The organism is Nonomuraea sp. NPDC049709, assembly GCF_040674815.1.
Lineage (GTDB): Bacteria > Actinomycetota > Actinomycetes > Streptosporangiales > Streptosporangiaceae > Nonomuraea.
Genome location: NZ_JBFANM010000063.1, coordinates 39244 through 52804, shown reverse-complemented (window position 1 = coordinate 52804; position 13561 = coordinate 39244). Strand labels below are relative to the sequence as shown.

The 13561-nt window shown below is 72.9% G+C and carries 12 protein-coding genes; 9 read left to right on the top strand and 3 right to left on the bottom strand.

All coding sequences use genetic code 11. The features are described 5' to 3' along the window. Window positions 1–6: 6 nt before the first annotated feature. Window positions 7–1431, top strand: a complete 1425-nt coding sequence (locus AB0J69_RS44705) for a DUF11 domain-containing protein (protein WP_364131319.1) — start codon at window positions 7–9, stop codon at window positions 1429–1431. 2 nt (window positions 1432–1433) lie between these two features. On the opposite strand, the gene AB0J69_RS44700 is transcribed toward AB0J69_RS44705, so the two are convergent. Continuing rightward, window positions 1434–1880: an Lrp/AsnC family transcriptional regulator gene (locus AB0J69_RS44700; protein ID WP_364131317.1), complete on the bottom strand. Its 447-nt coding sequence runs from the start codon at window positions 1878–1880 to the stop codon at window positions 1434–1436. A gap of 176 nt (window positions 1881–2056) precedes the next feature. Between AB0J69_RS44700 and AB0J69_RS44695 the strand changes: the two genes are divergently transcribed. The 6 genes from AB0J69_RS44695 (at window position 2057) to AB0J69_RS44670 (ending at window position 10078) form a co-directional block, all read left to right on the top strand. After that, window positions 2057–5410 (top strand): indolepyruvate ferredoxin oxidoreductase family protein, encoded by a 3354-nt coding sequence (locus tag AB0J69_RS44695; RefSeq protein WP_364131315.1) that lies wholly within the window; start codon window positions 2057–2059, stop codon window positions 5408–5410. A gap of 19 nt (window positions 5411–5429) precedes the next feature. After that, a complete protein-coding gene (locus AB0J69_RS44690) occupies window positions 5430–6569 on the top strand; it encodes an acyl-CoA dehydrogenase family protein (RefSeq protein ID WP_364131313.1) in 1140 nt (379 codons plus the stop codon). 305 nt (window positions 6570–6874) lie between these two features. Continuing rightward, window positions 6875–7048 (top strand): hypothetical protein, encoded by a 174-nt coding sequence (locus AB0J69_RS44685; RefSeq protein ID WP_364131312.1) that lies wholly within the window; start codon window positions 6875–6877, stop codon window positions 7046–7048. A gap of 28 nt (window positions 7049–7076) precedes the next feature. Continuing rightward, window positions 7077–7625 (top strand): MauE/DoxX family redox-associated membrane protein, encoded by a 549-nt coding sequence (locus tag AB0J69_RS44680; RefSeq protein WP_364131309.1) that lies wholly within the window; start codon window positions 7077–7079, stop codon window positions 7623–7625. Between the two features lie 9 nt (window positions 7626–7634). Next, window positions 7635–8162 carry a TlpA disulfide reductase family protein gene (locus AB0J69_RS44675; protein WP_364131307.1) on the top strand — a complete coding sequence of 176 codons (528 nt, stop codon included), beginning with the start codon at window positions 7635–7637 and terminating at the stop codon, window positions 8160–8162. Further along, window positions 8159–10078, top strand: a complete 1920-nt coding sequence (locus AB0J69_RS44670; RefSeq protein ID WP_364131304.1) for an ABC transporter ATP-binding protein — start codon at window positions 8159–8161, stop codon at window positions 10076–10078. The genes AB0J69_RS44675 and AB0J69_RS44670 overlap by 4 nt, the downstream gene beginning before the upstream one ends. Here the strand turns inward: AB0J69_RS44670 and AB0J69_RS44665 are convergent. Further along, window positions 10012–10482 (bottom strand): S26 family signal peptidase, encoded by a 471-nt coding sequence (locus tag AB0J69_RS44665; protein WP_364131301.1) that lies wholly within the window; start codon window positions 10480–10482, stop codon window positions 10012–10014. The two genes, AB0J69_RS44670 and AB0J69_RS44665, sit on opposite strands and share 67 nt — an antisense overlap. Window positions 10483–10640: 158 nt before the next feature. Next, entirely contained in the window at window positions 10641–11333 is a 693-nt protein-coding gene (locus AB0J69_RS44660) for a nucleoside monophosphate kinase (protein WP_364131298.1), read from the bottom strand. A gap of 137 nt (window positions 11334–11470) precedes the next feature. Here AB0J69_RS44660 and AB0J69_RS44655 point away from each other — a divergent pair, with 137 nt between their 5' ends. Together AB0J69_RS44655 and AB0J69_RS44650 are read left to right on the top strand one after the other, a co-directional pair. After that, entirely contained in the window at window positions 11471–12223 is a 753-nt protein-coding gene (locus AB0J69_RS44655) for an LD-carboxypeptidase (RefSeq protein WP_364131295.1), read from the top strand. Window positions 12224–12310: 87 nt separating this feature from the next. Then, window positions 12311–13555: a C39 family peptidase gene (locus AB0J69_RS44650; protein WP_364131293.1), complete on the top strand. Its 1245-nt coding sequence runs from the start codon at window positions 12311–12313 to the stop codon at window positions 13553–13555. Window positions 13556–13561: the final 6 nt, after the last annotated feature.

Here is a 13561-nt window from a genome sequence, read left to right as displayed (position 1 = left end):
TCGGTCATGGGAGTGCCTGGTTGCGGTCTGATCGCCACCGCGGTCCCGCCGGGCGGTAGGAGGATCACCCCCGGGTCGAGCAGGCACGACGGCACTTTCAGGCGGGGGTACGACATGGGCAGGCCCGGGATCGCGACGATCCTCGCGTTCGCCACGCTGGGCGGGGGCTGGGCCGCTTCGGTCCCGGCCGTCGACGCGGCCGCCGGCGCGGCCGACCCCGCACCGGCCTCCGCCGGCGGCGCCCCGAGACCCGCACCCGCCTCGGCCGGCGACGCGCCCCGTCCCCGCGCCGTGACCGGCCCCGGCGACCCGTCCGGTCCGGCCGCCCATCCCCGACCGGACCCCCGACCGGACCCCCGCCTGGACCCCCGCCCCGGCGCCGGTCCGGGCCCCGATGCGGGCCCGCGCGCCGGGGACCCGGCCATACCCCCGTCCCCCGGGGGCGCCGACCTGCGCATCGTCCAGTCCGTCACCCCTGACCCGGTGGTCATCGGCGCCGAGGCCGTCCACACGCTGACCGTCACGAACACCGGCGGCCAGGACGCCGGCGACGTCACCGTCACCGACCTGCTCGACCGGAACCTCACCCCCGGTCATCTCCCCGCCGGCTGCTTCCGCACCGACCGCACCGTCACCTGCGGCGGGCCCGGCCTGACGGTCCCGGCCGGGCAGAGCGTCACCTACGAGGTCCCGGTCACCACCGACCCCGCGCTGCCGGAGGGCACGCCCCTCATCAGCCGCGTCCAGGTCACGGGCGGCGACGAGACCCGGTTCGTCACGCAGACCCGGGCCATGGCCGACGTCGAGATCCTCAAGAGCGGCCCGTCCGCCGCGATGGCCGGCGACACCATCGCCTACACCGTGACGGTGACCAACCACGGCCCCTCGCAGGCGAGGGACGTCCTCGTGCGCGACCACACCGCGAGCGGCATCGCCGACCGGCCGGCCGGATGCACCGGGGACGGGCCGGCTCTGATCTGCCCCATCGGCGTGCTGGCCCCGGACGAGAGCCGGACGTTCACGTTCACCGTCACCCCGGACGCCGCGGGCACGTTCGAGAGCTGCGCCACCGTCCACACCGGCAGCCAGGAGCAGGACACCGCCGGCAACCGCTCCTGCGCCGGCACGGAGGTCGAGCCCGCCCCCGCTCCCACCCCCGCCGCGCTGGCGACCCCCAGGGCGGAGGAGCGGAAGGACGGGCACGTCAGGCGCGAGGGCCCGGCGGAGAAGCCGGCGAGGGACGAGCCCCGGGCCGCCCCCGCCTCGGCCGTGGACCAGGACGTGCCGCCCCCGGCGCACCACACCGGCCAGTCCCTGCCCCTGACCGGCGTGTCGGTCTGGATGCTCGGTCTCGGCGTGGCCGTCCTGCTCGCGATCGGCCTGCTCGTACGCTACTTCTCCCGCCGCGACGACACCGGCCGCACCCCCTGAGCTCACCCCGGCAGGTCCCGGGTCCACGACCCGAGCACCAGCAGCGTCTTCGTGCCCGTGACGTCCCCTGCCCGGCGCAGCCGGTCGATGACCTGCTGGAGGTGCCCCAGGTCGCGCACGCGTACCTGGATCAGCGCGTCCGGATCGCCGGCGATCGTGAACACCGCCTGCACCTCGGGCACGTCCGTGGCGGTGCGGATGATCTCGCTGACCGGCGTCGTGCCCGGATAGCGCAGCTCGGTGAACGCCTCGATGCCCCACCCCAGCTTGGCGTAGTCGATCTGCACCGAGAAGCCGGTGATCACGCCGATCTCCTTGAGCCGGTCGACCCGCCGCTTGACCGCCGCCACCGACAGCCCGACGAGCTCGGCCATCTCCGAGAACGTCCTGCGCCCGTCCTCGCGCAGCAGCCGCAGCACATGGTGATCGATCTCGTCCACGTCAGGCACCGGGAACGCCTCCTTCAGGCGCAAATAACCTCAGCCACGAAGCCCATGAACTCATATTGTTTGCGTCTTAGGCCCGCTTTCTCATCTAATACTTGCGCACATCATGCCCTCGTTGCTGTGCTGGGAACCACCGGACACATCAAGCGGGCACGTACCACAAGCCAGGAGGTTCGAGCGTGAGCGAGACTCCCGCCCCCGTGTCACTCGACGACAAGTACACGGCGCTCGACGGCAGGGTGCTCATCTCGGGCATCCAGGCCCTGGTCCGCCTGACGCTGGAACAGCGCCGGCTGGACGAGGAGCGCGATCTGGACACCCGGGCGTTCGTCACCGGCTATCAGGGCTCGCCGCTGGGCGGCGTGGACCTGGAGATGGGGCGCGCGGCGCGGTTCCTGGAGCCGGCGGGCGTGGTGTTCAAGCCCGGGCTCAACGAGGAGCTGGCGGCCACGGCGGTGGCCGGGACGCAGCTGCTGGAGCAGGTGCCGGGCCGGCGCCACGACGGCGTGACGGGCTTCTGGTACGGCAAGAACCCCGGCCTCGACCGGGCCGCCGACGCCATCCGGCACGCGAACGTGGCGGGCACGGCCCCGCTCGGCGGCGCGGTGGCCTGGATCGGCGACGACCCCGGCTGCAAGTCCTCCACCCTGCCCAGCTCGTGCGAGCCGATGTGCCAGAGCCTGTCCATGCCGCTGCTCGCGCCCGGCTCGGTCGCGGAGATCGTCGAGTTCGGGCTGCACGCGGTGGCCATGTCGCGCGCCACCGGCCTCTGGGTGGGCCTGAAGATCGTCGCGGACATCGCCGACGCGTCCGCCACGGTGGACCTCGCCCCGCTGCGCGAGCACATCCCCGCGCCCGCGACGGCCTCCAGGGGCCCGGCCCCCATCCTGCTCGGCCCCGCCGCCCTCGACGCCGAGCACGACATGCTCACCCGCCGCCTCGACCTGGCCCGCGCGTACGCCCGGGCCCACGGCCTGAACCGGGTCATGTCCGGAGCCGGCAACACCACCCTGGGCGTCATCGCCTCCGGCGCCACCTACGCGATCGTCGAGCGGGCCCTGGCGGACCTCGGGCTGGACGAGGCGGCCATGGACGAGCACGGGCTGCGGCTGATCAGGCTCGCGATGCCGTTCCCGCTCGCGTACGACGAGCTGGCCGCCATGACGTCCGACCTCGACCGGGTGCTGGTGGTCGAGGACAAGGTGCCGTTCCTGGAGGGGCATCTCAAGCAGGCGCTGTACGGAGGCGAGCGGGCCCCGGCCGTCGTGGGCAGGGAGCTGCTGACCGCCCGGGGCACGCTGGGCGCCGAGGACGTGGCCGGGGCGATCGCGAAGTGCCTGGGCATCGCCCCGCCCCGCCGGGAGCGCGGGCGCGGCCTGCTGCCGGTGGTGGCGGCGCGCACCCCCTACTTCTGCTCCGGCTGCCCGCACAACACCTCCACCCGGACGTCGGACGACACGCTGGTCGGCGTGGGCATCGGCTGCCACGCGATGATCGCGCTGGACGGGCACGGGCGCGGCACCCAGGTCGGCATCACGCAGATGGGCGGCGAGGGGGCCCAGTGGATCGGGCTGTCGCCGTTCACCGAGGACCGGCACTTCGTGCAGAACCTCGGGGACGGCACCTTCCACCACTCCGGCTCCCTGGCGATCAGGGCCGCCGTGGCGGCCGGGGTGTCGATGACGTACAAGCTGCTCTACAACGACGCCGTCGCCATGACCGGCGGCCAGCGCGCGGAGGGGCGGCTCGACGTGCCGGCGCTCACGCACGAGCTGGCCGTCGAGGGCGTGCGCGGGATCGTGGTGACGACGCCGGAGCCGGAGACGTACCGGGGGGTCGGGCTGGCGCCGATCGCGTCCGTACGGCACCGCGACGACCTGCCCGAGGTCGAGAAGGAGCTGGCCGCGCTGGGCGGCGTGACCGTGCTGATCCACGACGACCGGTGCGCGGCCGAGGAGCGGCGGCTGCGCAAGCGCGGCAAGCTGCCCACGCCCACCCAGAAGGTCGTGATCAACGAGCGCGTCTGCGAGGGCTGCGGCGACTGCGGCGACGTCTCCACGTGCCTGTCCGTGCAGCCGGTCGAGACCGAGTACGGCCGCAAGACCCGCATCCACCAGGCCTCCTGCAACACCGACCTGAGCTGCCTCAAGGGCGACTGCCCCTCGTTCCTGCTGGTCGAGCCGGGCACCACCAGGAAGCCCCGGAAGGCGCCCGACCTGCCCGTGCGCTCGCCGGAGCCGATCCCGGAGGCCAGGGACGAGGTGCTGATCAGGATGCCCGGCATCGGCGGCACCGGCGTGGTCACCGTCTCGCAGATCCTGCAGATGGCCGCCCACCTCGACGGGCTGCACGCGGCCGGGCTGGAGCAGACCGGGCTGGCGCAGAAGGGCGGCCCCGTGGTCAGCGACGTGCGGATCTCGAAGCGGCCGCCGGCCGGGTCCGTACGCGCCTCGCGGGGCGGGGCCGACGTGCTCATCGGGTTCGACGTGCTGGGCGCGGCGGCCGACGCCACCCTGGCCGTGGCCGCGCCCGAGCGCACCGTCGCCGTGCTGAACACCTCCGTGGTGCCCACCGCCGCCATGGTGACCGGCCGCGTGCCGGTGCCGGGGCACGCCGCCGCGGTGGCCCGGGTGGAGTCGGCCACCAGGGAGCAGGTCTGCGTGGACGCCCACGCGCTGTCGGAGGCGCTGTTCGGCGACCACATGCCGGCCAACCTGCTGCTGCTCGGGGCCGCGTACCAGCAGGGCTGCCTGCCCGTCAGCGCCGCCTCGATCGAGCGGGCCATCGAGCTCAACCGGGCCTCCGTCGAGCAGAACCTGGCCGCCTTCCGCTGGGGCCGCGCCGTCGTGTCCCACCCCGAGGCGGTGCGCGCGGCCGTCCTGCCCGGCGCCGAGCCGGAGCCCGAGGGCCTGGACGACGTGGTGGCCACGCGGGTGGCCGACCTGACCGGCTACCAGAACGCCGCCTACGCCCGTACGTACGCCGAGGACGTGCGCCAGGTGACGGCCCTGGCCGTGGACCGGGCGGGCGAGGAGGCGGGCGCCGCGATCGCCCTCGCCTACGCCCGCGGCCTGCACAAGCTGATGGCCTACAAGGACGAGTACGAGGTCGCCCGCCTCCACCTCGACCCCGCCGAGCGGGAGCGGCGCGAGCGCGAGTTCGGCGCGGACGCGGTCGTGTCGGTGCTGCTGCACCCGCCGGTGCTGCGCGCGATGGGCATGAAGCGCAAGATCAAGGTACGCCGCTCGGCCGGCGTGCTCTTCCGCGGGCTGCGCGCGGCGCGGGTGCTGCGCGGGACGGCGTTCGACGTGTTCGGCCGCGCCGAGGTGCGCCGGGTCGAGCGCGAGCTGGTCACCGAGTACCGCGAGCTGGTGCGCACCGCCCTGACCCGCCTCACCCCCGCCACCGCGGCGGCCGTGACGGAGATCGCGGGCCTGCCGGACCTGATCCGGGGGTACGAGGACATCAAGCTCGCCCGCGTCGCCGAGTTCCGGGCCCGCGCGAGCGAGGCCCTGGAAACCCTTGCCCCGTGACCCACTACCAGGAGTGATTGTGACCGTCGACCGCCTGCTCCCCGACCAGGACGCCAGGGACCTCATCGAGCTCACCCGGGAGATCGCCGACAAGGAGCTGGCGCGCCGGGTGGACGAGCATGAGCGCGCCGAGACGTACCCGGAGGGGTTGTTCGCCACGCTGGGCGCGGCGGGGCTGCTCGGGCTGCCGTACCCGGAGGAACTCGGGGGCGGCGGGCAGCCGTACGAGGTGTACCTTCAGGTGATCGAGGAGCTGGCGATGCGCTGGGCGGCCGTCGCGGTGGCGACCAGCGTGCACACGCTCGCCTGTTACCCGGTGGCCGCCTTCGGCACCCGGGAGCAGCGGGACCGGTGGCTGCCCGACATGCTGGCCGGCCACCTGATCGGCGGCTACAGCCTGTCGGAGCCGCAGGCCGGGTCCGACGCGGGCGCGCTGACGTGCCGGGCCGAGCGGGTCGAGACCGGCTACCGGATCACCGGCAACAAGGCGTGGATCACCCACGGCGGCATCGCCGACTTCTACGCCCTGTTCGCGCGCACGGGCGAGGGCTCGCGCGGCATCTCCTGCTTCCTCGCGCCGGGCTCGGCCGACGGGCTCACGTTCGGCCGGCCGGAGGAGAAGATGGGCCTGCACGCGGTGCCGACGACCAGCGCGCACTGGGACGGTGCGGTCCTGGAGGCCGACCGGCTCATCGGCGAGGAGGGTCAGGGCCTGCAGATCGCCTTCAGCGCCCTCGACTCGGGCCGCCTCGGCATCGCCGCCTGCGCCACCGGCCTGGCCCAGGCCGCCCTGGACGAGGCCGTGGCCTACGCCAAGGAGCGGCGGACGTTCGGCAAGAAGATCATCGACCACCAGGGCCTCGGCTTCCTGCTGGCGGACATGGCGGCGGCGGTGGACAGCGCCCGGGCGACGTACCTGGACGCGGCCCGGCGCCGGGACGCGGGGCTGCCGTACAGCCGGCAGGCGAGCGTGGCCAAGCTGGTGGCCACGGACGCGGCGATGAAGGTGACCACGGACGCGGTGCAGGTGCTGGGCGGGTACGGGTACACGCGGGAGTTCCGGGTGGAGCGGTACATGCGCGAGGCCAAGATCATGCAGATCTTCGAGGGCACCAACCAGATCCAGCGGCTGGTGATCAGCCGCCATCTGGCCAAGTAACCTCTGACCTGCGAAAACCCCGCCTGCCGGTGCTCGGCGGCGGGGTTCGCCGTCTTGTGCCCGGGGCTCGTCCGCGGCACGGTGACCGCCCGAGAGGTCGAACGCCGCGGGAATCTCCACGGTCCGCACGCGGCCACTCGCGCGCCCGCCGGCAAGATCGCGACGTGGGCATTGAGGAGAACACCCGCATGTCAAGATCATGATCTGCCGAAGGTGCCCCCCGATGTCGGCCAATCTCTCCGTTAACTAGGTGCTGTTGCTGAGTGACTGTGGGCGCGTAAAGATCCCCCCGCAAGGAGGTCGCCATGATCCGCGCACTCAACAAGCTGGGAGACCGCTTCCTCGACAAGCTCCTGCCCTCGGCCGACGCCTCGGCCGCGTGCTGGACCGAATGGTGCTGCCAGGGCAAGTTCTGCCGAACCTGCTGCTACCACGACCACAACGGCACGGTCAGCTGCGGCAGCTTCGACTACTGCTGACGCGTCCTTCCGATCCCCAGTGACAGCCATGCAGTACGTCGTGCCGGCCTGCCGGGTGGCGATAGGAGTCGTCTTCCTGGTGGCGGTGCTCGGAAAGGTGCGCGGCAAGTCCGCGTTCGCGAGCTTCCGCGTGTCCGTGCGCGGCCTGGTCCCTCTGGGGCCGCGGGCCTCCACGGCGTTGAGCGGCGCAGTCGTCCTCGCGGAAGGATGCGTCGTCGTACTGCTGGCGATCCCCGGGACAGTGCGGGTCGGCCTGGTGCTGGCCGGCACCGTCCTGGCGGGTTTCTGCGCCGGCATCGTCAGGGCGATGCGCTCGGGCTCCACGACGCCGTGCAGGTGCTTCGGCGTCACCGGAACGCCGCTCGGCCGGCGCCACCTCGTCCGCAACGCCGGGCTGCTCGCGCTCGTCGCGGCCGGGCTGCTCGCGCTCGTCGCCGCCGGGCTCGTGCCGGGCAGCACCTCTCCGCATCCCGCGGGCGTCTCCCTGAGCGTGCTGGTCGGGGCCGTGCTCGCCGTCATCGTGATCTTCTTCGACGACCTCGCCGACCTGTTCGCCGCCCAGCCGCGCCGCCCCTGAGGAGCTCGTATGCCATATCTCGTCGCCGCCGTCATCGTCGTCGGACTGCTGTGCCTGGTGGATCTGGTGCTGACCCTGGCGGTGATCCGCCGCCTGCGCGAGCACACACTGCGGCTGGCGGAGCTGGGGCCGACGCGTGCCCCGCTGGTGCAGCCGGGAACGGCACTCGGCGATTTCAGCGCGACCGCTGTCGGCGGCGAGACCGTGTCGCGCGCGTTCTTCTCGGGGCCCTCCGTGGTGGCGGTGTTCTCCACCGAGTGCGCGTCCTGCCACGAGCGGCTGCCGGAGTTCACGTCCTACCTGGCCGACACCCGTCCCGAACGCGTGCTGGCCGTGGTCACCGGCGACCCCGACGAGGCCCGGCGGTTCACCCGCGAGCTGACCTCGGCCACCGTTGTGCTCGAGCCGATGGGCGGCCCGGTGAGCCGGGCGTTGCAGGTCTCCCAGTTCCCCAGCTTCTACCTGGTGGACGGTGACGCGGTGGTCGTGGCCGCCGACACCGCTCCGGGCCGGCTGCCGGCGGCCACGCGCCGATGACCTCTCCTGCCGGGCCCGGCGGCACCGCCCGGCGGCGGCGGTTTCGCGCGGCCGCGGCGCTGGCCTGGCGGGCGCACCCGGCCGCCGTACTGGCATCCGGGACCACGGTGCTGCTCATGGGCCTGGTCCCGGTGGTCACCGCGTGGCTGATCAAGCTCGTTCTCGACGGCCTGGCGGCCGGGGCGGGCCCCGCCGAGCTGCTCCCGCAGGGCGTGGCTCTCGCCGTGACCGGCCTGGCGGGCGCGGCCCTGCCCCCGGTCGCGGAGTACGCCCAGGAGCAGTTGCGCCGCGCGCTCCAGGTGCTGATCCAGGATCGCCTCTTCCAGGCCGTCAACGCCCACCCGGGGCTGAGCCGATTCGAGAACCCGGTCTTCCACGACCAGGTACGGCTGGCACAGGAGGCCGGCCAGAACGCGCCGCAGCGGATCGTCCGCTCCTGCCTGGGGATCGCCCAGGGAGCCGTGACCCTCGCCGGATTCACCGCGGCGCTGGCCGCCCTGGCTCCGGGGATGATCCTCGTCGTGGCGCTCTCCGCCATCCCCTCGGTCCGCGCCCAGCTCGACCTGTCCCGGCGGCGCGCCGGGATGATGTGGGGCGTCAGTGCGGGGACCCGGCGGCAGATCTTCTTCGCCAACCTGCTCACCAGCCCCGACGCGGCCAAGGAGATCCGGCTGTTCGGCCTCGGCGACTTCCTGCGCGCCAGGATGCTGGGCGAGCTGCGCGCGGTCAACGCGGCCGAGCAGGGGCTCGCTCGCAGGACGCTGCGTACCCAGGGGTCGCTGTCGCTGATCGGGGCGGCCGTCGCCGCGCTCGGCCTGCTCTGGGCGATCACCGGCGCCGCGTCGGGCGCGCTGAGCGTCGGCGACGTCGCCGTGTTCGTCGCGGCCGTCGCCGGGGTGCAGTCCGCGCTGACGTCGGTCGTCGCGCAGTCGGCCGATGCGCACAACGCGTTGCTGATGTTCGGGCACTACCTCGACGTCGTGGCCGACGCGCCCGACCTGCCCGTCCCACGGCATCCGCGCCCCGTCCCCTCGCTGCGCGAGGGCATCGAGGTGCGCGACGTGTGGTTCCGGTACGACGACGCGCACCCGTGGGTGCTGCGCGGGGTCGACCTGTTCATCCCCCGCGGCGGCTCCCTAGCCCTGGTCGGGCTGAACGGTGTGGGCAAGAGCACCCTGGTCAAGCTCATCTGCCGGCTGTACGACCCGGTACGCGGGTCCATCCACTGGGACGGCGTCGACCTGCGGGAGATGGATCCCGCCGAGTTGCGCGGCCGCATCGGCGCGGTGTTCCAGGACTACATGTCCTACGACCTGAGCGCGGCCGAGAACATCGGGCTCGGCGACGTCGCGGCGGTCGACGACCGGGACCGGGTCGAGGCCGCCGCGAGGCTGGCCGGTGTCCACGAGACGATCGACGGGCTGCCGCGGGGCTACGACACGCTGCTGAGCCGGATCTTCTTCGGCGACCGGGACGACCCCCAGGCCGGAGTGGTGCTGTCCGGCGGGCAGTGGCAGCGCCTCGCGCTGGCCCGCGCCCTGATGCGGGAGGGCCGGGACCTGCTCGTGCTCGACGAGCCGAGCTCCGGCCTGGACGCGCAGGCCGAGCACGCCATCCATCAGAGCCTGCGCCGCCACCGGGCGGGGCGGACCAGCCTGCTGATCTCGCACCGGCTGGGCGCGGTGCGAGAAGCGGACGTGATCGTCGTCCTCGCCGAGGGGCGGATCGCCGAGCGTGGCTCCCACACGGAGCTGATGGCGCTGGGAGAGCAGTACGCGAAGCTGTTCACCCTGCAGGCTCAGGGCTACGAGCCGACGGGCTCCCGGAGCTCGCCGGGCGTCCCGGACTTTCAGGATTCGCCAGAAGGGGCGAGCCCGCGGACGACGACGCCGAGCACGCGGTCGACGGGCACGTAACCCCACGCCCTCGAGTCCTCGCTGACCGGCCCGTCACCGAGGACGACCAGCCGGCCCGCCGGCACCGTGTCACCCGGCGACGCCCCTACACGAGCCATGACCTGGGCAGGAACCGGGTCACCCGGCACGGCCACCGCGCGCTTGATGAACCACCTGGCCGCCCCCGGCTGCGGCAGCGGCCCGGTACGCCACCGCCCCCCGGGCAGCACCGTCTGCAGCACCACGACCTGGCCGCGCCTGACACCCGCCCCCGCGGTCCTGCGGACGAGCACCCGGTCGCCCGTGCGGTAGGTCGGCAGCATGCTCGCCCCGCTGATCCGGACGATGACGAAACGACGCCGGGCGACGACCAGACCGGCGGTCAAGGCCACGATCGGGGCCAGCAGGATCATGACGCGCCGCACAGGGACCCTCCCAAGTCGATCATCACCAGTGGACTGCCGACACTAGCGCCCACCATGCCTACGGTGTACATCCGCGGCACACGGCGTACGGCAACGCGGTCCCCCACGAGCACACGCTGTCAGTCGTGGCCTTCGGCACGTGAGCCCGCGCCCGGTGATCAGCCGCCGCCTGGCTGCTCGCTGAGCGCGACGGTCTCCTCCTGGGCGGGAAGGTACGGCGGGAGGTTGAAGCGGGTGCGGATGGTGCGCTGGACGGTGGCCTTGTCGGCGCGGGCGTCGATGGTCATGACGTACTCCTTGCGCCTGAACAGCTCCAGCACCGGGTCGATCTTGCTGTGGTAGTCGGTCAGCCGCCGGGCCAGCGCGTCCGGGGTGTCGTCCGCGCGGCTCACCAGCTCCCCGCCGCACACGTCGCACCGGCCCTCCTGCTCCGGCCGGTGGGCGATGAGGTTGTAGTCCATGCCGCAGCGCGAGCAGAGCCGCCGGGCCAGGACGCGCCGGCGTACCTCCGCGTCGGGCAGGTCCAGGTGGATCACCCCGTCGATGTCGTAACTCTCCAGGAAGAACTCCGCCTGGCGGCGGTTGCGCGGGAAGCCGTCGATGACGAAACCGTAGTTCCAGTCGTGCAGTTGCAGGCGGTCCCTGACCACGTCCTCCACCAGGTCGTCGCCCACCAGCTCCCCCGCGGCCACCAGGCGGCGGACCTGGGCGCCGAGCTTGGTGTGGTTCTTGACGTGCCAGCGGAAGATGTCGCCGACGCTGATGTGCACCAGGTCGAGGTCGGCGGCGAGCAGGGCGCTCTGCGTGCCCTTGCCGCTCCCCTGCACGCCCATGATCACGTATTTCCGCATGTCCCACTTCCCGGGGGCTGTTTCATGTCCTGAGAATCGTCACCCTCCCATCTGGTGTTCATGCCTGGGAAGACGTGTGTGGTGTGGCAGCACGGAGCCGAGGAAACCGGTCGGCAGGCATGCCAAGATCCTTCGGCATGAGATACCCCGCTCCCCTTCGCCCCGGTGACCGGATCGGCGTCACCGCCCCCTCCGCCGGCGTGGACGACGGCCTGCGAGCCCGCCTCGACGTGGCGATCCGTACGGTCGAAGCCCGCGGGTACGAGGTGGTCGTCGGCTCGTGCATGGACGGGGCGGGGCACGTCAGCGCCCCGGCGGCCGAACGCGCGCGCGAGCTGATGGACCTGCTCACCGACCCCACCGTCAAGGCCGTCGTGCCCCCGTGGGGCGGGCAGACCGCGATCGACCTGCTGCCCCTGCTCGACTGGGACGCCCTGCGCGCGGCCGAGCCGACCTGGGTCGTGGGCTTCTCGGACATGTCGACGATCATCACGCCCCTGACCCTGCTCACCGGTGTCGCCACCGTGCACGGCAACAACCTGATGGACACCCCCTACCGCGCCCCGGAAGGGCTGCTCACCTGGCTCGACATCGTGACGATGGCCCCGGGCACGACGTTCACCCAGGTCCCGCCGAACCGGCACCGCGCGCAAGGCTGGGACGACTACCGGACGGCCCCGGAGGTGAACGAGTTCACGCTCGACGCCCCCGGCACGGCGGGGCTCACCCAGCACGAGGCCGTCCTCGACGCGCTGGGCGGACTCGGCGTGCCGATCGTCGCCGACGTCGAGTGCGGGCACGTGCCGCCGTACCTGCCGATCGTGAACGGCGCCCGCGGCCGGCTCGTGTGCACCGCGGACCGGAACGAGCTCACCCAGACCCTCGGCTGAGGCGCTGATACGTAGATTTCCCGATGCTTTGCCTGCCCGCTGCGCCTAATGTCGGCCGCACCGAGCGCCTTCCGAGAAGGTGGGTCCATGCGCGCGCTGATCGTGTTCCTGTCCGCTCTCGCCCTGGTCACGACCGTTTCCTCCCCTGCCGGCGCCAAACCGGCCGCGGCCACCCCCGACGTGGTCTTCCAGCGGGCCGACTTCTCCTCCGGCACCCCGGAGGGCACGACGTCCGGCAGCGGGCTGTCGTTCGGCTCCGCCGCCGGGACGATCTCCCACACCGACGCCCTGGGCACCAAGACCTGGGAGTACGCCCGCTGGACCGGGCCTGAGCGGGACATCGGCTTCCCGGCCACCGAGCTGATCGCCTCCTGGACCGCGGACGTGCCGCCGGGGAGCTGGCTGCAGGTCGAGGCCCGCGGCCGGAACGCGGAAGGCCTGACCAAGTGGTACTCCCTGGGCCGCTGGTCCTACGCCGAAGGCGACATCCTGCGCACCTCGGTGCCGAACCAGGGTGACGCGGACGCCTCGGTGGCCGTGGACACGCTGGTCGCCGCGGCGGGCAAGCCCATGAGCGGCTACCAGCTCCGCCTGACCCTCTACCGGACGCCGGGCTCGTCGGTGACGCCCCGCGTGCGTACGTCCGGCGTGATGAGCTCCAACGTGCCCGAGCGCAAGACCGTGCCGGTCAGCCCCGGCGGCGGCGCGTGGGGGACGGAGCTGGCCGTACCGCGCCGCTCCCAGAACGTCCACCAGGGCCACTACCCCGAATGGGACGGCGGCGGCGAGGCGTGGTGCAGCCCCACCTCGACGACCATGGTGCTGGGCTACTGGGACAAGTGGCCGAGCGCGCAGGACACCTCCTGGGTCGATCCCTCCGACCCGAACCCCGAGGTCGACTACGCCGCCCGCTACACCTACGACCACGCCTACCAGGGCGCGGGCAACTGGCCGTTCAACACCGCCTACGCCGGACGGTACGGCCTGGACGGGTTCGTCACGCGGCTGCGGTCGCTGACCGAGCTGGAGCTGCTCGTCAAGGCGGGCGTCCCGGTCATCACCTCGCAGTCGTTCAAGAAGGGCGAGCTGCCCGGCGCCGGGTACGGCACCAACGGTCACCTCATGGCGATCGTCGGCTTCACCTCGACCGGCGACGTGATCGCCAACGACCCGGCCTCTCCCAGCAACTCGGCCGTACGGCACGTCTATCCGCGCGCCGACTTCGAGAACGTGTGGCTGCGCAGCTCCAGCAGCGGCGGCGTGGCGTACGTCATCCACCCGCCGGACCACCCCCTCCCGGCCACGACGCCGGGCCTGCCCGCCAACTGGTGACCTTTC

Coding starts and splice junctions, on each gene's coding strand:
- AB0J69_RS44705 (WP_364131319.1), top strand. CDS start 7: ATGGGAGTGCCTGGTTGCGGTCTGATCGCCACCGCGGTCCCGCCGGGC.
- AB0J69_RS44685 (WP_364131312.1), top strand. CDS start 6,875: ATGATCCGCGCACTCAACAAGCTGGGAGACCGCTTCCTCGACAAGCTC.
- AB0J69_RS44680 (WP_364131309.1), top strand. CDS start 7,077: ATGCAGTACGTCGTGCCGGCCTGCCGGGTGGCGATAGGAGTCGTCTTC.
- AB0J69_RS44675 (WP_364131307.1), top strand. CDS start 7,635: ATGCCATATCTCGTCGCCGCCGTCATCGTCGTCGGACTGCTGTGCCTG.
- AB0J69_RS44670 (WP_364131304.1), top strand. CDS start 8,159: ATGACCTCTCCTGCCGGGCCCGGCGGCACCGCCCGGCGGCGGCGGTTT.
- AB0J69_RS44660 (WP_364131298.1), bottom strand. CDS start 11,333: ATGCGGAAATACGTGATCATGGGCGTGCAGGGGAGCGGCAAGGGCACG.
- AB0J69_RS44655 (WP_364131295.1), top strand. CDS start 11,471: ATGAGATACCCCGCTCCCCTTCGCCCCGGTGACCGGATCGGCGTCACC.
- AB0J69_RS44650 (WP_364131293.1), top strand. CDS start 12,311: ATGCGCGCGCTGATCGTGTTCCTGTCCGCTCTCGCCCTGGTCACGACC.